The 19,022-nt window shown below is 36.9% G+C and carries 19 protein-coding genes; 7 read left to right on the forward strand and 12 right to left on the reverse strand.

From position 1 onward, the window contains the following. Positions 1 to 35 precede the first annotated feature (35 nt). The 5 genes from HCO57_RS09170 to trmB form a co-directional block, all read right to left on the reverse strand. Complete coding sequence (locus tag HCO57_RS09170; protein ID WP_136950621.1) at positions 36 to 275, reverse strand: NifU family protein; 240 nt, start codon at positions 273 to 275, stop codon at positions 36 to 38. Then, positions 276 to 1,415: an Mrp/NBP35 family ATP-binding protein gene (locus HCO57_RS09175; RefSeq protein ID WP_167988798.1), complete on the reverse strand. Its 1,140-nt coding sequence runs from the start codon at positions 1,413 to 1,415 to the stop codon at positions 276 to 278. It abuts the gene before it with no gap. A 129-nt stretch (positions 1,416 to 1,544) separates the two neighbouring features. Continuing rightward, complete coding sequence (locus HCO57_RS09180) at positions 1,545 to 1,871, reverse strand: MGMT family protein (protein ID WP_167988799.1); 327 nt, start codon at positions 1,869 to 1,871, stop codon at positions 1,545 to 1,547. Then, positions 1,871 to 2,506, reverse strand: a complete 636-nt coding sequence (locus HCO57_RS09185) for a LysE family transporter (RefSeq protein ID WP_136950618.1) — start codon at positions 2,504 to 2,506, stop codon at positions 1,871 to 1,873. The genes HCO57_RS09180 and HCO57_RS09185 overlap by 1 nt, the downstream gene beginning before the upstream one ends. After that, on the reverse strand, positions 2,506 to 3,177 hold the full coding sequence (gene trmB, locus HCO57_RS09190) for a tRNA (guanosine(46)-N7)-methyltransferase TrmB (protein WP_136950617.1): 672 nt from the start codon (positions 3,175 to 3,177) through the stop codon (positions 2,506 to 2,508). Before trmB ends, HCO57_RS09185 begins: the two co-directional genes overlap by 1 nt. Before the next feature lie 71 nt (positions 3,178 to 3,248). Here trmB and HCO57_RS09195 point away from each other — a divergent pair, with 71 nt between their 5' ends. Next, positions 3,249 to 4,361 (forward strand): glycosyltransferase, encoded by a 1,113-nt coding sequence (locus HCO57_RS09195; protein ID WP_167988800.1) that lies wholly within the window; start codon positions 3,249 to 3,251, stop codon positions 4,359 to 4,361. On the opposite strand, the gene HCO57_RS09200 is transcribed toward HCO57_RS09195, so the two are convergent. Both HCO57_RS09200 and HCO57_RS09205 read right to left on the reverse strand, forming a co-directional pair. Then, positions 4,286 to 5,341 carry a sensor histidine kinase gene (locus tag HCO57_RS09200; RefSeq protein WP_136950615.1) on the reverse strand — a complete coding sequence of 352 codons (1,056 nt, stop codon included), beginning with the start codon at positions 5,339 to 5,341 and terminating at the stop codon, positions 4,286 to 4,288. The two genes, HCO57_RS09195 and HCO57_RS09200, sit on opposite strands and share 76 nt — an antisense overlap. Continuing rightward, positions 5,341 to 6,027: a response regulator transcription factor gene (locus HCO57_RS09205; protein ID WP_167988801.1), complete on the reverse strand. Its 687-nt coding sequence runs from the start codon at positions 6,025 to 6,027 to the stop codon at positions 5,341 to 5,343. Before HCO57_RS09205 ends, HCO57_RS09200 begins: the two co-directional genes overlap by 1 nt. A gap of 255 nt (positions 6,028 to 6,282) precedes the next feature. On the opposite strand from HCO57_RS09205, the gene HCO57_RS09210 reads away from it, so the two are divergent. The 5 genes from HCO57_RS09210 (at position 6,283) to HCO57_RS09230 (ending at position 13,463) form a co-directional block, all read left to right on the forward strand. Continuing rightward, positions 6,283 to 9,033: a TonB-dependent receptor gene (locus HCO57_RS09210; protein WP_167988802.1), complete on the forward strand. Its 2,751-nt coding sequence runs from the start codon at positions 6,283 to 6,285 to the stop codon at positions 9,031 to 9,033. 74 nt (positions 9,034 to 9,107) lie between these two features. After that, the gene (locus HCO57_RS09215) at positions 9,108 to 11,408 is read left to right on the forward strand and encodes a hypothetical protein (protein WP_167988803.1); all 2,301 of its coding nucleotides are present in this window, start codon (positions 9,108 to 9,110) and stop codon (positions 11,406 to 11,408) included. 229 nt (positions 11,409 to 11,637) lie between these two features. Beyond that, complete coding sequence (locus HCO57_RS09220) at positions 11,638 to 11,946, forward strand: T9SS type A sorting domain-containing protein (protein WP_136950592.1); 309 nt, start codon at positions 11,638 to 11,640, stop codon at positions 11,944 to 11,946. A 140-nt stretch (positions 11,947 to 12,086) separates the two neighbouring features. Next, a complete protein-coding gene (locus HCO57_RS09225) occupies positions 12,087 to 12,407 on the forward strand; it encodes a T9SS type A sorting domain-containing protein (RefSeq protein WP_136950591.1) in 321 nt (106 codons plus the stop codon). Between the two features lie 69 nt (positions 12,408 to 12,476). After that, positions 12,477 to 13,463 (forward strand): acyl transferase, encoded by a 987-nt coding sequence (locus HCO57_RS09230; RefSeq protein ID WP_167988804.1) that lies wholly within the window; start codon positions 12,477 to 12,479, stop codon positions 13,461 to 13,463. A gap of 5 nt (positions 13,464 to 13,468) precedes the next feature. On the opposite strand, the gene HCO57_RS09235 is transcribed toward HCO57_RS09230, so the two are convergent. Both HCO57_RS09235 and tyrS read right to left on the reverse strand, forming a co-directional pair. After that, positions 13,469 to 13,999, reverse strand: coding sequence for a hypothetical protein (locus tag HCO57_RS09235; RefSeq protein ID WP_136950588.1), 531 nt, complete (start codon positions 13,997 to 13,999; stop codon positions 13,469 to 13,471). Between the two features lie 66 nt (positions 14,000 to 14,065). After that, positions 14,066 to 15,361 (reverse strand): tyrosine--tRNA ligase, encoded by a 1,296-nt coding sequence (tyrS, locus tag HCO57_RS09240; RefSeq protein WP_167988805.1) that lies wholly within the window; start codon positions 15,359 to 15,361, stop codon positions 14,066 to 14,068. Between the two features lie 86 nt (positions 15,362 to 15,447). On the opposite strand from tyrS, the gene HCO57_RS09245 reads away from it, so the two are divergent. Further along, a complete protein-coding gene (locus tag HCO57_RS09245) occupies positions 15,448 to 16,458 on the forward strand; it encodes an NAD-dependent epimerase/dehydratase family protein (protein ID WP_167988806.1) in 1,011 nt (336 codons plus the stop codon). Here the strand turns inward: HCO57_RS09245 and HCO57_RS09250 are convergent. The 3 genes from HCO57_RS09250 to HCO57_RS09260 are packed head-to-tail and all read right to left on the reverse strand — an operon-like array spanning position 16,442 to position 18,935. After that, positions 16,442 to 16,867, reverse strand: a complete 426-nt coding sequence (locus HCO57_RS09250) for a DUF4296 domain-containing protein (protein ID WP_167988807.1) — start codon at positions 16,865 to 16,867, stop codon at positions 16,442 to 16,444. The genes HCO57_RS09245 and HCO57_RS09250 overlap by 17 nt on opposite strands. Positions 16,868 to 16,870: 3 nt before the next feature. Then, a complete protein-coding gene (locus tag HCO57_RS09255) occupies positions 16,871 to 18,205 on the reverse strand; it encodes a dihydroorotase (RefSeq protein WP_167988808.1) in 1,335 nt (444 codons plus the stop codon). 1 nt (position 18,206) lies between these two features. Then, the gene (locus HCO57_RS09260) at positions 18,207 to 18,935 is read right to left on the reverse strand and encodes a polyprenol monophosphomannose synthase (RefSeq protein WP_167988809.1); all 729 of its coding nucleotides are present in this window, start codon (positions 18,933 to 18,935) and stop codon (positions 18,207 to 18,209) included. Between the last annotated feature and the right edge of the window lie 87 nt (positions 18,936 to 19,022).

Consider the following 19,022-nt stretch of genomic DNA (forward strand, 5'->3'; position numbering starts at 1 on the left):
AGCTGCTTGCAGAAATGGCACAGTAAGAGGTGTTATCAACTAAGATTAACTACCTCTTCTATTTGTGGAACATATTTTTTGATGGTCATTTCCACACCACTTTTCAACGTCATCTGATTAACGCTACATCCTATACAATTGCCTTCTAACCTAACTTTTACAGAGGTATCATTATCTATAGATACCAAAGAGATATCCCCACCATCACTTTGTAAAAACGGACGGATTTCCTCCAGGGCTTTCTCTACATTTTGCCTAACTTCTTCGGATGTCATTTACTTCTTTTTTACGGCGGAACAACCTGCCATTGTTGTTATTTTGATTGCCACTGTAGGGGGCAAATCTGTGTTTCTTTTTACTACTTCTTGCACCACATTTTTAGTGAGGTCCTCAAAAGCTTGTTCTATTGGTGAGGCCGTTTGTAGTGCTGCCGGTCTACCAACATCACCAGCTTCGCGAATGCTTTGAACTAGCGGGATTTCTCCCAAAAACGGGATTTCTAAATCTTCTGCCAAATGCTTGGCTCCGTCTTGTCCAAAAATATAATATTTATTGTCTGGCAGTTCTGCAGGAGTAAAATACGCCATATTTTCTACGATACCTAACACAGGTACTTGTATAGCCTCTTGGTTAAACATAGCCACCCCCTTACGTGCGTCTGCTAGGGCAACTTCTTGGGGTGTACTTACCACTACGGCTCCTGTTACTGGCAATGACTGCATAATACTTAAATGGATGTCCCCAGTTCCTGGAGGCAGGTCTAACAATAGAAAATCTAACTCTCCCCAATGCGCATCAAAAATCATTTGGTTCAATGCTTTGGCTGCCATAGGTCCTCTCCAAATAACTGCTTGGTTGGGTTGGGTAAAAAACCCGATAGAAAGAATTTTAACCCCGTAATTTTCTACAGGCTTCATTTTAGATTTGCCCTCTACATTCACTGCCAAAGGTTTTTCCATAGCAACATCAAACATAATAGGCATGGATGGCCCATATATATCTGTATCTAACAAACCTACTTTAAAACCCATTTTGGCTAAGGTTACTGCCAAATTAGCGGTTACGGTAGATTTACCTACACCACCTTTACCAGAGGCAACGGCAACTATGTTTTGTATGCCGGGTATAGGCTCTCCCTTAATTAAGTTCGCTTTGGGTTGCGTAGGAGCTTCTACTTTTATGTTTACTTTTATTTTAGCCTTTTCATACACCTCTTTGTGTATCACCTTTAGTATCTCTACTTCAGTCTTCTTTTTGGCCTGTAAACTTGGATTTTTTATAGTGATATCTACCTCTACCTCATCCCCGAATACTTGTACATTGGTCACTGCACCACTTTCTACCATGTTTTTTCCTTCTCCTGGTACAGTTATAAGCTCCAACGCTTTTAAAATATCCTGTTTGTTCAATTTCATGCTCTATCTTTTGGCTATTCAGTCTTTTAAACTGATTCTAAATTACAAAGATACGGCAATCGTAAAAATTGTGCAGTATAGTAGGGGCAGTTTTGGTATCAGGTTTACTTATGTCTTAATTTGTTTTGCTTATCTTAATTCCTGAGCAGGATCCCAAAATAAGTTTTTGAAGTCGACCACCTGGTTATCTTCTACCTTAATCCCTTCGTTTTCCAATAGTTGTTGCATAAGGTTGGTCCCCTCAAAATGATGTTTACCCGTTAGAACGCCCACTCTATTAACCACTCTATGAGCGGGAACATCTTTTGTATGACTATTATTCATAGCCCAACCAACCATTCTGGCACTGCGAGCCGCTCCAAGATACTTGGCAATTGCACCATAGGAGGTGACCCTACCATAGGGTATTAATCGTGCTACATCATATACCTTATCAAAAAAGCTAACCTCTTCCATTACTTATAGAAAATACGAATTAAGGTAATCATTAGCAATACCAACATTAAACCACTAATAATGTAGTTAGAATTTTTAGAAAACGTCTTTGTTTTCATCTCTAACTTATTAAAGTAGAATACATAAAGATAAAGCGCCGCAAAAGTACCTAGGGATGCTGCTAGCACAAATATGGCGATATCTGTAGCTTCAAATTTAATCCACCCTGCTTGTTTCCACATAGCATTTAAACTGCTGTAATATGGAATGGTTAAAAAATTGAGCCCTGCTAAAAGAGTACCACGAAAAAAGCTATTTCGTTTTTTAACATCTGGTTCTTTTAGTTGATTTAATTTTTCTTTTTCGCGCTTAGCACTTACAAAAAAATAGATAGCAAAAAAGGCAAAAACAAAGATGGCTGCTTTTAATAAATAATCTATGACTATTGGATTATTGTAGAGAAAGCGAGAGATATTAACAGCTATGTAGGCTTGTATAAGCACCATTAATGCAACACCCAAACTAAACACTACTCCGCTGAGTTTTCCTTTTTCTACACTAGCTTTAGCTGCATTCATATTCAATAACCCAGGTGGTACTGTAGCCATGAATGCCGCAGAAAAAGTGGCAAAAAATAAAATCAGCAAATGTTCCATTAGTTGGTTGGTCGAAATTGGATATAGGTTATAGCCTTTCCGATTTCAAGATACTGATTTTCATAATAGGTTTGGATACTAGTAACTTCATCTGGCGCTCCTTCATTGGTGTATACGTTATGGTTTGCGTATAATACGGGATATCCTAAACCATGTAAAAGACCCAAGGTATACCCATGCATAAATTCGCTATCTGTTTTTAAGTGCATAATGCCGTCTGACTTTAAAATTTGGGCATAACGCGCTAAAAAAGCCTCATTGGTCATTCTATGTTTGGTACGCTTGTATTTAATTTGTGGATCTGGAAAAGTAATCCAAATCTCTGAAACTTCTTGAGCTGCAAAAAGATAATCTACCAGCTCTATCTGGCTACGTAAAAACGCCACGTTTTTAAGGTTCTCCTCTATAGCCGTTTTTGCCCCACGCCAAAAACGAGCCCCCTTTATATCTATCCCAATAAAATTTTTGTTTGGATAGCGTTTGGCCAAGCCCACGGTATATTCTCCCTTTCCGCAACCCAACTCTAGTACTATTGGATTGTCATTTTTAAAAAAATCTTTCCATTTGCCCTTATGCTCAAAATTGCCAACCACCTCTTCTCTGGTAGGTTGTATTACATTGCCAAAGGTTTCGTTCTCTTTAAATCGTTTTAATTTATTCTTGCTACCCAAAACAAAAAATTAATGTTTTGGCAAAACTAAGGAAATCAAACACTAGACTGGCTTTTCTTTCTTTGTAAATTATGCAAAATGGAAAACGAATTTTAGTAGCACCTTTAAATTGGGGATTAGGACATGCCACCAGATGCATTCCTATTATACACGCTTTACTAGATTATGGCCACCAACCCTACATAGCCTCTGATGGGGTTGCTTTGCAACTGCTACAAAAAGAATTTCCAGACTTGCCTTCTTTTGAATTATCGTCTTACAAAATTACTTATGCCGAAAAAGGAAAAAATTTTAAATGGAAGATGATTTGGGATTCGCCAAAGGTTTTAAAGGCGATGAACAAAGAAAAGAAAGAGGTAAAAGCCTTGGTAAAATCACTAAATTTAGATGGTATTATTTCTGATAACAGACTTGGTGTGTATTCTAAAAAAGTACCTTGTGTTTTTATTACCCACCAACTAAATGTACTCTCTGGCAATACTACATGGTTTAGCTCTAAAATGCATCAAAAAATTATAAAAAAATTTAAAGCCTGTTGGGTGCCAGATGTTGATGGCAAACCTAATCTTACAGGTAAATTGGGACATTTAAAGAAAAGTAAGCTTAATATTCATTATTTAGGTCCGCTCAGTAGATTTACAAAGCACAACCTACCTCAAAAAAATGACCTTATGGTATTGCTTTCTGGTCCAGAGCCACAGCGTACTTTACTAGAAGAAAAGTTGCTAGAAGAACTTAAATACTACAACGGTCAAGTTTTATTTGTAAAAGGGAAAATACAGAAAAAGCAAAAACGTAGAACCTTGCAATACCAAAATGCAACGGTTGAGGTGGTAAATTTTATGCAGTCCAAAGAACTAGAAAACGCCCTAAACGAAAGCAGTTTAGTCCTTTGCAGGTCTGGTTATACTACGGTAATGGATTTAGCCAAGTTGGAAAAGAAAGCGTTTTTTATCCCTACGCCAGGACAGTATGAACAGGTTTACTTAGCCAAAAGATTTCAAAAAAATGGTGTTGTACCTTTTGCCAATCAAGATAATTTTAAAATAAAAGACTTAGAATTATGTAACGAATTTTCTGGTCTCACTCAGTATGATACGACAATAGACTATGCTACGTTATTTGAAGCTTTCTCTAAGGTAAAAGAGAATTCTGAGCCTACGTCTACCTCACTCTCAACATAAATTTTTTCTCCGTGCGCTTCTATTATGTGCTTAACAATTGCAAGACCCAATCCTGAACCTCCCTCTTTACGGCTACCACTTTGGTCTACACGGTAAAAACGCTCAAACAACCTGGGAATATGCACTTTTGGTATCCCCTCCCCGTTATCTGTAACTCTTATGATAACTTTATTTTTAATTAGGTTTTCTACGCTAACTTCTGTGGTGCCATTTTCATGACCGTATTTAATAGAGTTCACCAATAAATTGGTTAATACTTGCTGAATTTTTTCTTGGTCTCCCATCACAAAAATAGGCTCCTTATATTCCATATCAAAAGTAAGCGTAATGAACTTTTTTGAGGCTTTCATCTCTAATAATTCGAACACACTTTTGATTAATTCAATAATATCAAAACGTCCTTTTTCTACATTCAGATTACCGGCTTCTAATTTGGTAATCATATCTAAGTCTTTAACAATGTAAATAAGGCGCTCTACCCCTTTATTAGCACGTTTTAAATATTTGTCCAAGATTTTCTTGTCCTTCATTGCCCCATCTAACAAGGTTAAAATATAGCCTTGAACAGTAAATAATGGGGTTTTTAACTCGTGAGAAACGTTTCCTAAAAAATCTTTTCGGTACTCTTCTCTAATTTTTAGGGTATCTATCTCTACTTTTTTATCCTTTGCAAATTTTTCTATCTCTTCCGTTAACGTACGCATGTCTGTAGTTATGGGTTTAGAAGAAAAACTAGAAGATTCTAGAAGGGAAACATCGTCATAAATCTTTTTAACCCTTCTGTAGATAAAACGCTCTACTCTAGATTGGATAATGATAAATGCACCAATAAATACTAATGGCGTAAAAGTTACCACCAATACCCAAGAAAATTGACCCAATGCCCAAGACAACAATCCAAGGGTAAGGGCCAAAATTATGGTAATATAAAAAGAAGAACGTAACGCAAAGCGGTACGATTTTTTAAGCGTAATCGCCATTATAACACAAACTTATACCCTACGCCTTTTACGGTTTTAAAGTGATGGTCTCCTATTTTTTCTCGTAGTTTTCTAATGTGTACATCTATAGTACGGCCACCTACAACTACCTCATTACCCCATACTTTATCTAGAATAACTTCTCTCTTAAAGACCTTACTAGGCTTAGAAGTTAGCAACGCTAATAATTCAAACTCTTTTCTCGGCAGTACAATCTCTTCGCCTTTATTAACAATTTTGTACTCCTCTCTATTAATGACAATATCACCAACTTTTACAATATCTTCTACCTCTTGCGCATCTTCTTTAAGTCTTCTAAGTAAAGCCTTTACTTTACTTACTAATACTTTAGGCTTAATAGGTTTAGTAATGTAATCATCTGCACCAGCATCAAAACCAGCGACTTGAGAGTAATCTTCTCCTCTAGCGGTTAAAAAAGTAATAATGGTGTTTTCTAAACCAGGCGTGTTACGCATAACCTCGCAGGCTTCAATACCATCCATTTCTGGCATCATTACATCAAGAATTACTAGATGTGGTTGTTTCTTTTTGGCTTTAGCAACAGCTTCTACACCGTTTTTGGCCGTGAATACTTCATATCCTTCAGAGGAAAGATTGTAACTAACAATTTCTAGGATATCGGGTTCGTCATCTACCAGAAGTATCTTAATGTCCTTTGTTTTCATCAAAATGTCAATTATGGTCGGTACGTATTTAAAAGTAATTTAAGGTTGATTCCCAGCCCATTAATTTAATAAAAATGTACCAAGAAGCGTAAAATTTGCCCAAAAGTAAAGATTCTACCACAACAAAAAAGGCAGTTAACATTGATTTAATCTCATAACATTATGGTAAAGCTACTGAAATAAACTGTTAACATGTGGGTAACATGACTTTTACAGCCTCTGGCGTTCTTTGCCGCAAATATACTTACCTATAGAATGAAAAATTTATTGATGATTATTGCCTTACTAGCTAGCACACTAGTAATGGCGCAAGAGGGTAAAGGAAGCATTGTTGGAAAATTGACCGATAAGGAATTAAACAATGAGCCCCTTGCATTTGCAAACGTGTTGATTAAAGGAACAACTACAGGTACAACTTCTGATTTTGATGGCTTGTACGAACTTCCTAACCTAGATCCAGGAACCTATATAGTGGAATATAGCTACTTGGGTTATGAGACGGTAGAAATACCTAACGTAGTTGTAGAAGCTGGTAAAGTAACTACTGTAAACGTACCTATGAGCGCCGGTGGCGGCTTTGAATTGAGCGAGGTTGTAGTAACCACAGTTTCTAGAAAAGACTCTGAAGTAGCTTTATTACTAGACCAGAAGAAAGCAGTTGAAATTAAAACTACTATTGGAGCACAAGAATTGGCAAAGAAAGCTGTTTCTGATGCGTCTGATGCTACTACTAAAGTAACAGGTGTCAACAAACAAGAAGGTTCTAGCAAAATTTATGTTAGAGGTTTAGGTGATCGTTACAACAGCACTACATTTAATGGCCTACCATTACCCTCTAACGACCCAAGAGACAAAAACATTGACCTATCTTTATTTGGGACAGGTATTATAGAAAATGTTGGGATATCTAAGGCGTTTACCTCTAATGTTTCTTCTGATGTTGCTGGAGCAAACATAAATATTGTTAGTAAGGAAATGTCTGGTGATGCATTCTTAAAAATTGGTATTTCTAGCGGAGCTAACACTAGAACCACTTTTAATGATTTCAAAAGATTGGATGGTTCTAACTGGTTTGGTATTGCAGACGAAACACAACATCAAATTACCAACCTAAACGATTATAATTTTAGCAATAGCTTTTCCCCGGAAAATACTACAGCTGCACCAAACTTTGGTCTTTCTTTAAACTATGGTAATAGATTTTCTATTTCTGAAGAAAGCTCTATTGGCATCTTCTTAGTTGGATCTTTTAGTAACAAGTTTCAATATAGAGAAGGTTTTTCTGATAATATCATAGATGTGAACAACGTAGGGTCTCAATTTGACACTAAAACGTTTGATTATGATGCTACCAAAATGTTGATGGGTAACGTAGTTTACACCATTAACCCAAATCACAAATTAAGTTTTAATCATCTCTTTGTACACTCTAATAGCCAGCAGTTTCAAGACTTTTTTGGTACCACTGCAGATATTGATGGTGATTTAAATGTCAATCTAATTTTACAAACCGAAATACAAAATCAACTTTTTGTAAATCAGTTGCACTCTACCAATAAATTGGGAGAATCCATAGACTTAAACGGTTCTGTTGCATACAATGCAATTTATAACGATGAGCCAGACCGTAGAAAAAACACTTTTGTTTTAGATAACAATACTGGCAATACTAGAGTAGCTCAAAATGCAGTGAGAGATAACAGTAGATTCTTCGGAAATCTATTTGAAACCGATTTGGGTGCCAACTTAGAAGGTATAAAATACTTTGGTGACCGCGTAGAAAACAAAGGAAAGCTAACCGTAGGTTATAACGGCAGAAAAACAGACAGAAAGTTTGATGGCATGTACTTTGACCACAACTTTACGAACCCAAGAGGCACCTCTGTTGACTTAAATAATTTAGATGCTATTTTTAACCAAGAGAATATAGATAATGGTACGTTCCGTTTAGAAACTTCTAGAGGTAGAAATAGTGACGACCCAGAAACGTATTTACCGCAATTGTATGATGGTGAAAAAACAGTACACGCAGGTTTCTTAGACTTTGTTTACAAAGTTGGAGAGAAATTCACTTTAAATCCTGGACTTAGAGCAGAAGATATTAAAATGAATGTAACCTGGAATACCAATATTACACTACCTGGTTTGTCTAGTGATAGCGGTATTAATTTAGATAAACAATATATTTTACCTTCTTTAAACTTAAAGTATGAGTTGTCTGAAAAAATCAACTTAAGAGCATCTGGTAGTTTAACTTACACCTATCCACAGTTTAAAGAAATTGCTCCTTTTGTTTATGAGGGCATCAACTTTCAAGAATCTGGTAATCCAAACTTAGTACCATCTGACAATTATAATGCAGAATTAAAATTTGAATTCTTCCCTAAATCTAGTGAGGTATTTGCAGTAGGTGTTTTTGGTAAGGTTATCCAAAATTCTATTAACCGTTTAGAGCGTAACTCTGCTGTAGAACGAGATTTTACATTTGACAACTCTGGTGACGCCACTATTTATGGGGCTGAAGTAGAAGCGAAATTTGATGTGTTGAACGTAGATGACGACCTTAAGAATAAAAATCTAAGTGTTGGCGCTAACGCCACATTTATGAAAACAGAATTAGAGTTCGACACTAGTAATACACTTTTCAACTACACTGGTAGCAATTCTCAATTAGAAGGAGCGGCGCCTTTTACTATCAATGCTGATCTAACTTACAAGTTTGGCAAGGACCAAAAAGAAACTACTTCTTCTTTAGTATTTAACTATCAGAGTGACAAAGTGTATAGTATTGGTACCAACTTTAAAGAAAATATCATAGAAAAAGGTGTTCCAGTACTAGATTTTGTATTGCGCCATCAGTTTAATGAGACCTTTACATTGAATTTCAATGCTAAAAATTTATTTGACCCAAGTTTTGAAAGATACAGAGATATCCCAGAAGAGTTAACCATGTCTTCTTATAAGAGAGGTATGAATATTTCTGCTGGATTATCCATCAATCTATAAATAACACTTTAGAACCCTAAACTAGAGTTTTTACAAACACTTATTTAACCCTAATTATTAAATCTAATTAAGAAATGAGAACATCAATTAAAGCAATCTTATTGCTAGCTCTCGCAAACTTTTTTGTTGCTTGTTCATCTGATGATGACAATAGAACAATTGACCCAGAACCAACTCCAGACCCAGGTTCTGAGGTTGTAGAACTTACTGGTGAAGTTACAGAAGATACTACATTAGAAGCGGCTACTGAATATATTTTGGCTGGCCCATTAACTGTTAAAGATGGAGTTACTTTAACTATTGAAGCAGGTACTACTATCGAAGCAAAAAGTGGTAGAACAGATGTATTTTTAGCTGTAGAAAGAGGAGCTAAATTAATGGCAAAAGGTACTGCTGCTGCGCCTATTCGTTTTACTTCTGATGCTGCTTCTCCAGAAGCAGGTGACTGGGGTGGTATTGTACTTGCTGGTAAAGCACCTTCTAACAAAGGTACAGACGTAGAATCTGAGGTTGCTGGTGTACTTTATGGTGGTACAGATGCTGCGGATAATTCTGGTGAGCTTAGCTATGTTATTGCGGAGTATACTGGTGCAAAAATTAACAATGAGCAAGAATTTAATGGTATTTCTTTCTTCGGTGTTGGTAGTGGAACTGTAGTAAACAACATCGTTGTAAATAATGGTGCTGATGATGGTATCGAATTCTTTGGTGGTACTGTAAACGTAACTAACGTGTATTGTTCTAACATCGCTGATGATATGTTTGACTGGACAGAAGGATACCAAGGAACCATCACCAATGCTTTTGGTGTTCGTAACAATGGTTTTGATATGGCTACTGAAGACCCAAGAGGTATTGAAGGTGATAGCAACTCTAACGACCCTACAGCTGCTCCTATCTCTACGCCTACGTTAAACAACGTTACCATCCTTAACTTAAACCAAACTGTGGCTTTAAAAGCTGGTGCGGAAATTAGAAGAGGTACAGACGCAACAATTAATAACATCTTATTTGCAGCGTACAGAGAAGCTTCTTTTGAGAATAGAATAGACACTAAAGATGACAATGGTGATGGCGCTGTAACACTTACAGAAGCCTATTCTCAAGGAAATGTTGGTGCAGACAAAGATGGTAGCACTATAGAAGGTACAATTACAGAAATAGGTGATGGTATTGTAATTTCTGACAACAACACTGTAGAAGGTAAAGCTGGTGTTGGAGCAGATTTAGCTGCGTTTGCTTGGGCTAACCCAACTTTTGTAGTAACACAAACTGATGGTGTAGTTGTAGAAGAGCCAGAATTACAAGGTACTATTACAGAAGATACCAAATTAGTTTCTACTGTAGAATATTCTTTAGCTGGTCCTTTAACTGTAAAAGAAGGAGCCACTTTAACTATTGAAGCTGGTACTACTATTAAGGCTGTAAGCGGTAGAACAGACGTTTTCTTAGCGGTAGAAAGAGGCGCTAAGCTTATCGCTGTTGGTACTGCAGCTGCTCCTATTCGTTTTACTTCTGATGCTACTTCTCCTGCTGCTGGTGACTGGGGTGGTATTGTACTTGCTGGTAAAGCACCTTCTAACAAAGGTACAGACGTAGAGTCTGAAGTTGCAGGTGTACTTTATGGTGGTACAGATGCTGCGGATAATTCTGGTGAGCTTAGCTATGTTATTGCTGAGTACACTGGTGCAAAAATCAACAATGAGCAAGAATTTAATGGTATTTCTTTCTTTGGTGTTGGTAGCGGAACTGTAGTAAACAACATCGTTGTAAATAATGGTGCTGATGATGGTATCGAATTCTTTGGTGGTACTGTAAACGTAACTAACGTGTATTGTTCTAACATCGCTGATGATATGTTTGACTGGACAGAAGGTTACCAAGGAACTATTGACAACGCTTTTGGTGTTCGTAACGATGGTTTTGATATGGCTACTGAAGACCCAAGAGGTATTGAAGGTGATAGCAACTCTAACGACCCTACAGCTGCTCCAATCTCTATGCCTACTTTAAATAACGTTACTATTTTAAACTTAAATCCTGATGTTGCCTTAACTGCTGGTGCAGAAATTAGAAGAGGTACTGTTGCCACTATTGATAACATCTTGTTTGCTGCATATGGCACAGCTTCTTTTGGTAACAGAATTGACACTAAAGATAGCAATGGTGATGGTGAACTTACTTTATCTAACGCGTTTGCTCAAGGGAACGTAGGTGTTGACAAAGATGGAAGCACTATTACTGGTACTATTACGGAAATCACTGATGGTATTACCGTAACTGCAAATAATAGCGTTACCGCTAAAGCCGGTGTTGGAGCAGATTTAGCTGCATTTGATTGGGCTAGTCCTTCTTTCATGGTAACCATGCAATAGAAACATTTTTCACTTACCCTAAGTGATTATAAAAACCCCGCATAATGCGGGGTTTTTTATTTATAAACAAAAAAAACACGCTTATCGCTTATTATAACATCGACCAACTACACCAATCCTCGGTCAAGGGTTGCAGTTCATCGAAAAATGTGAGTATTTTCTTTATATTGGGTTAGTAAAAAAAGCCTTTTGGCTATATTTGTGGCATACCCTTTGTTATCAGTACTTTATGAAGCATATTTACCTTCTACTTTTATTGCTCTCCTGTACTTTTGGTTTTGCACAACAAAACCAAGCAAATGGGGACATCCCAGGTTTTAAATTATACCCTAACCCAACCATTAATGGAAAGGTTTATATTGAAACTACTTTAGATGCACCTAAACAAATAAATATTTTTGATGTTCTAGGTACTCAAGTTTTACAAACTACACTTTCTGGTAGAGAATTAAATGTATCTAATCTGGATAAAGGTGTTTACATTTTACGCGTTTTTGAACGTGAAAAAGTAGTAACTCGTAAATTGGTGATAAAATAAATTGCAAAAACTGTCGTTCACCGACAAATTTTACCTTTAATCTGACACACCTACCTTTCCCCTCATTTCACAACAAAATATAGCATTTACTGCTGTTCCAAAGTACATTTACCAAGCGTTAACCCCCCAAATATATGTTAATGAAACACATGTACTTTTTCCTACTTATGTTTACTATTGGTGTAAGTTCCTATGCAAGTCCACGTTTAAACAACCCCAGTCCTAAAAACGACATTGGCTTACGCGTATACCCAAATCCCGCTTACGGTGGAGAGGTTTATATCACCACTAAAAGCAACGGTTTAAAAAATATCGTCATTTTTAATGTATTTGGCACTCCAGTTTTAAAGGATGCCATAGCAACCAATACCTTAAACATTACTAAACTACCAGCCGGTGTTTACATTGTAGAAGTCACAGAAAACGACCTCACAACTACTCAAAAATTAGTTGTTAAATAAAACATAGCTACTACTTATAAAGCCCCAATCCTTTGGTTGGGGCTTTTTATTTTATCTAATTTTGCTATAATGGCGACTATAGACAACTCTTCTATCTTTTCTATTGCAACAGAAACTCAATTTGTAGAGCAAGCTTTACTAACTTTTAGATATCAATATCAAAATAACAACGTGTATCAACGGTTTTGCAACTTGCTTAAAACCGATGTAGCTTCAGTTGATAGCATAGCGCAAATTCCCTTTTTGCCCATAGAATTTTTTAAAAACAGTACTATCCTGTCTGGAGCGGGAATTCCTGAACAAACTTTTAGTAGCAGTGGCACTACTGGTAACCTAACGAGCAAACACGCTGTACTGGATGTTTCTTTGTATGAACGTAGTTTTAGAAAAGGGTTTGAGTTGTTTTATGGTCCCGTAGCAGATTTTTGCATCTTGGCATTATTACCTTCCTATTTAGAACGTAGCGGGTCTTCTTTAATCTATATGGTGGATGATATGATTAAAACCTCAAAACATCCAAAAAGCGGATTTTACCTCAACAATCTAGATGATTTAGCACTCACATTGCAGCAACTAGAAGCAAACAACACTAAGACACTGCTAATAGGGGTTTCTTTTGCTTTACTAGACTTAGCAGAACAGTACAATCTAAACCTACAAAACACTATTGTTATGGAAACAGGAGGTATGAAAGGGCGTAGAAAAGAAATGATTAGACAAGAATTACACCACACCCTTCTACAAGGCTTACATACAAGCCACATACATTCTGAATATGGAATGACCGAATTATTAAGCCAAGCCTATTCTAAAGGGAAAGGCATTTTTAATTGCCCACCATGGATGCGCGTATTAACTAGAGATACCGAAGACCCCTTAAGTCTGCAACCATGCGGCAAAACAGGCGGTATCAATGTAATTGATTTAGCCAATTACCATTCTTGTGCGTTTATTGCTACGCAAGACTTAGGCAAGGTTTATACTGATTCCTCTTTTGAAGTTCTAGGCCGTTTTGACCACTCTGACATCCGTGGCTGTAATTTAATGGTTCTGTAACTTCCTTAGATACCTAAAATCTTAGCGTCTACAAAAAAGACAGATTTTACTTTTATGGTGTGGTCCTGATTTATAATCTCGTCGGTAACCGTCTTTAACCGTAAGGTAAAGGAATCTTTTTTAATATAGTCTTGCAAATCGATATCAGAGGTGTTTAGCATCAAACGCATTCCCGTATCTGGGGCCACTTCTTCCTCAAAAGCTATACGCTGCTCTTCCAAACCTTCTGCTGCAATAAATACCTCTATAGATTCTAGAAAACTAAAATCACTATCTGTTGGATTTTCAATTTGCAAAACCAACTCAATAAGTTTTATTTCTTCTATTAAATCTTTACGGGTATCATTTATTTCAAACTCGGATTCCGAATTGGTTTCTGTTTCTGGCGTAAATACATCAAAAGGTAAATCTATGCCCGTTGTAGAAGGGATAATCACTTCTTGTTCATAGTCCATTTCAAACTTGGTCAATTCATCAATTTTATCACAGCCAATAGCCAATCCTAAGGTTAGCATAAGTACCAATAACTTCTTCATACATCAAAAAAAATAGGTCGTTCTTTATCAAAACGACCTAATCTAAATATTAGTGTACTTGTAGATTTAAACTGCTACTAAGATGAAGTAATTCTTTTTACCCCGTTGCAACAACACAAACTTATTATTAATTAAATCTTCTTTAGTAATGGTATAATCTTCTTTTACCTTTTCTCTATTTACAGCGATAGAATTTTGCTTTAGTTCTCTTCTTGCTTCTCCGTTAGAACCCAAAAAGCCTGTTTTTGCAGCTAAGGCCCCTATCATATCTAAGCCTGCCTCTAATTCTGCCATAGGTACTTCTGCCTGCGGTACACCATCAAAAACATCTAAAAATGTTTTCTCGTTTAACTGTTTTAAATCGTTAGAGGTAGACTTGCCAAACAAAATATTACTTGCCTTTATAGCATTATCCAAATCTTCTTGGCTATGTACCATAACGGTAACTTCTTCTGCCAGCTTTTTCTGTAATTGGCGCATGTGTGGCGCTTCTTTATGTGCTGCCACTAAATTTTCTATTTCTTCCTGTGTTAGAAAAGTGAATATTTTAATGTATTTCTCCGCATCTTCATCAGACGTATTTAACCAATATTGGTAAAATTTATAGGGAGATGTACGTTCCGCATCTAACCATATATTTCCACCTTCTGTTTTTCCAAACTTGGTGCCGTCTGCTTTTGTAATTAGTGGGCAGGTTAGGGCATAGCCTTTACCTCCACCTATTCTTCTTATCAATTCAGTACCTGTGGTAATATTTCCCCATTGGTCACTACCCCCCATTTGCAGCGTACAATCATGGGCCCTGTACAGGTGTAAAAAATCGTACCCTTGCACCAATTGATACGTAAACTCAGTAAAACTCATCCCCTCTTTAGCGTCAGAAGAAAGACGCTTTTTTACAGAGTCTTTCGCCATCATATAATTTACGGTAATGTGCTTCCCTACATCTCGTATAAATTCTAGAAATGAGAAATCCTTCATCCAATCATAGTTATTCACTAAAATTGCTGCGTTAGGCGCATCACTTGTAAAATCTAAAAAACGAGCCAACTGCTCTTTTATAGCTTCTTGATTGTGGCGTAAAGTAGGCTCATCTAACAAGTTACGTTCTGCAGACTTACCAGAGGGATCACCAATCATACCAGTAGCGCCACCAACGAGCGCAAATGGTTTATGCCCTGCTAATTGAAAATGGCGTAACATCATTACCCCAACTAAATGCCCTATATGTAGGGAATCTGCCGTTGGGTCTATCCCTACATACGCAGCACGCATACCTTCTAACAAATGTTCTTCTGTTCCCGGCATGGCATCGTGCAACATACCTCTCCACTTTAATTCTGCCACAAAATTCTTGGCCATAATAGTTGTCTTATCAATTAGCTGTGCAAATATAGAATCTTGTATTTTCTTAGGTAAATAATATTATGAATTAGGTACATTTGGGTATGATTTTAGTTACAGGCGGCACAGGATTGGTAGGCACTTACCTATTGCAACGATTAACCCAAACAGAAGCAGCGGTTATAGCCATTTACAGAAATGAAAAAAGTATTGCCAAAACCAAATCTTTTTTTGATGCTGGTGCTCATCCTACAAATTTTAATAAAATTACCTGGCTACCCGCTTCTTTAGAAGATATCCCTGCGCTTAATGATACCTTTAAAAATGTAACTCAAGTGTATCACTGTGCAGGCTTAATTTCTTTTGACCCTAAAGATGCTAAAGCGCTACACCGGGTAAATGTAGAAGGTACTGCGAATGTGGTAAACCTCTGCTTAGCTAATAACGTAAAAAAATTATGCTTTGTAAGCTCCATTGCCGCTATAGGGAGAACTATTGGGCACGCCGCAGCTAATGAACAAACAGATTGGCCAGAACAAGCCGTTCCAGAATACGCCCTCACTAAATATTTAGCAGAATTAGAGGTGTGGCGAGGCTCCCAAGAGGGTTTAGATGTGGTAATTGTTAACCCTGGAGTAATTTTAGGGTGTGGTTTCTGGGATAATGGCAGCAGTAAAATGTTTGCTTTTGCCGCCCGCGAGCCCAGATATTACTTACCAGGTGGCACAGGTTTTGTTACCGTTAATGATGTAGTAAATTCCATGACTTTACTTATGGATAGTCCTATTACTAATGAAAGCTATATTTTGGTAAGTAAAAATTTAAGTTACCAAGAAATGAGCGCCTTACTAGCTAAAGGGTTACAGAAAAAAGCGCCCACCAAACCTTTTAAACAATGGATGCTAGCTGTATTATGGAGATTAGATTGGATACGTGCTACAATTTTTGGGCAACCAAGAATACTTTCTAGAATCATGGCAAATGGTTTTAAATACACCCAAACCTATGACAATAGCAAGCTGGTAAAAAATACCGATTTTACTTATGAGGAATTTGAAGCTTATGTTTTAGAATGCTGTAATGCCTTTAAAAACAAAACTACTTCGTCTTTTTAAGATTTGTAGTATCTAGTACTGTTGATTTAACTTTAACCTTATTAGCACTCTTTAAACTATCAGATTTACGTTTGCGCTCATCTTCTAGTGCTGTTGCCTTCACCTCTATGCGGTCTAGTACATTTTGATATATTCGCTGATATACTTCTGGCTTACTAGCATAATACAAATCGCTCTCCACAAAAGCAACACTATCTATTTTATATTTCTGGTACAAATACGGCATGGTTTTTATTCTATGCTTATCTAACACTGAGGCATTGGCTGCTTTAGCCCCATTAAGCATGGCCAAATCATAAATAATATTGGTCATCTTTGGTTCTGGAATCAAGTTTTCTGGTTCTTCTACCAGTTTTTCTTTACAAGAGGCAGCCCAAATTAAAACACAAAGTAGCAATAGCTTTTTCATGGATTAACGATCAAATGTTAAACGCTCCCCTAAAAGCTCAGTAGCAAATTCGCCTTGGTTATAGGCTAAACCACCATTTACCCATGTTCTTTTTACTTGCGCATCAAAAGAAACTCCTTCAAATGGAGACCAACCACACTTATAATAAATATTTTCTTTGCTCACAGTCCAGTTGCTATTCATAGCAACTTCTACCAAATCCGCATAATAGCCTTCTCTTAAAAATCCTCTTTCTTTTACATCAAAAAGGATAGCCGGATTATGACACATTTTCTGCACCAATTTTTCCAAGCTAATTTTACCTTCTTTATGTTTTTGCAACATAGCTATTAACGCATGTTGTACTAGGGGTCCTCCAGAAGGGGCTTTGGTATATACGTTATCTTTCTCCTCTAAGGTATGCGGTGCGTGGTCTGTAGCTACTACATCTATACGGCCATCCAAAAGGGCTTTCCATAAAACGTCTCTATCCGTACTAGTTTTCACAGCCGGATTCCACTTTATCAAAGTTCCTTTGGTATCATAATCTTCTGCTGCAAACCACAAATGATGAATACAAACTTCTGCCGTTATTTTTTTGTCCTTTAAAGGAATGTCGTTCACAAACAAATCCATCTCTTTTGCCGTAGACAAATGGAACACATGCAAACGTGCCCCTGTTTTTTTTGCTAAGGCGATGGCTTTTGAAGAAGACAAATAACAAGCCTCTTCACTACGAATTATTGGGTGGTATTTTATTGGAATATCATCCCCAAATTGGTCTTTGTATTTGGCTAGATTTTCTCTTATGGTGGTTTCGTCCTCGCAATGCGCAGAAATACGCATTTGGGTATTTCTAAAAATTTGTTCTATAACCACTTCATTATCCACCAACATATTGCCCGTAGAAGACCCTAAAAATAATTTAACACCAGAACAGGCGTTTTTATCTAACCTTTTTAATTCTTCTAAATTATCATTAGTACCACCAAATAAGAAAGAATAATTTGCGGCGCTAGAATTTGCAGCCATGGCAAACTTTTCTTCTAGCTTTTCTATCGTTGTTGTCTGTGGATTGGTATTGGGTTGCTCCATAAAAGTGGTAGTACCCCCGGCAACTGCCGCTCTACTTTCTGTTGCTATGCTCCCTTTATGGGTTAGCCCTGGCTCCCTAAAATGCACCTGATCGTCTATTACCCCTGGAAATAAATAATTGCCATTAAAATCAATTATGGTAGCATTAGCATTACTTAAATCCCTGCCTAATTTTTCTATGCGGCCCGATTTTAATAATACATCAGTTTCAAAGATTTTACCTTCGTTAACTGCTGTTGCATTTTTTATGAGGTACGTTTTCATGCTAAAATGATTTTTTAAAAAAAATACTTCTGAATTTCATGGCGATTACACCAAAAATAGCCTCCCAAATAATAGAAGTACTCATTTTTGACTTTCCATTAACACGATCAGTAAATATGATGGACACTTCTTCTATGTTAAACTTCTTTAAATACGCTCGGAATTTCATTTCAATCTGAAAAGCATACCCAATAAACCGAACCTTATCTAAATCTATAGTCTGCAATACTTCTCTCGTATAACAAACAAAACCAGCTGTAGGGTCATGGACTCGCATTCCTGTAATTAGTTTTACATAAAAAGATGCTCCGTAAGAAAGTAAAATTCTACTTAAAGGCCAGTTCACTACATTAACTCCTTTTTTATATCGGGAACCTACTGCCACATCCGCCCCGTTTAAACAAGCCCGGTGTAAACGAGGTAAATCGCCAGGTTTATGAGAAAAATCAGCATCCATTTCAAAAATAAAAGGATACGTTTTTTGTAAGGCCCATTTAAAACCATGAATATAAGCGGTACCCAGTCCAGATTTCTCGGTTCGTACTTCTAAATGCAATCTTTTGGGAAATTCTTTTTGTAGGTAACGCACATTATCTGCGGTACCATCGGGCGAATTATCATCAACTATAAGGATATCATAAGATTTTTTAAGGTCGAAAACCGTGCGGATAATCGCTTCAATATTCTCTATTTCATTATATGTAGGGATAATTACCAGTCCTTCTGACACCTGAAAACGTATTTAAGTCGTCAAAAATAATGTTTTTCAATGCTTTTCTATGCTGTATGGCCTTAGGCTTTTGTTTTTAGTGCCCTT

It is taken from the genome of Croceivirga sp. JEA036 (assembly GCF_011882165.1).
Lineage (GTDB): Bacteria > Bacteroidota > Bacteroidia > Flavobacteriales > Flavobacteriaceae > Croceivirga.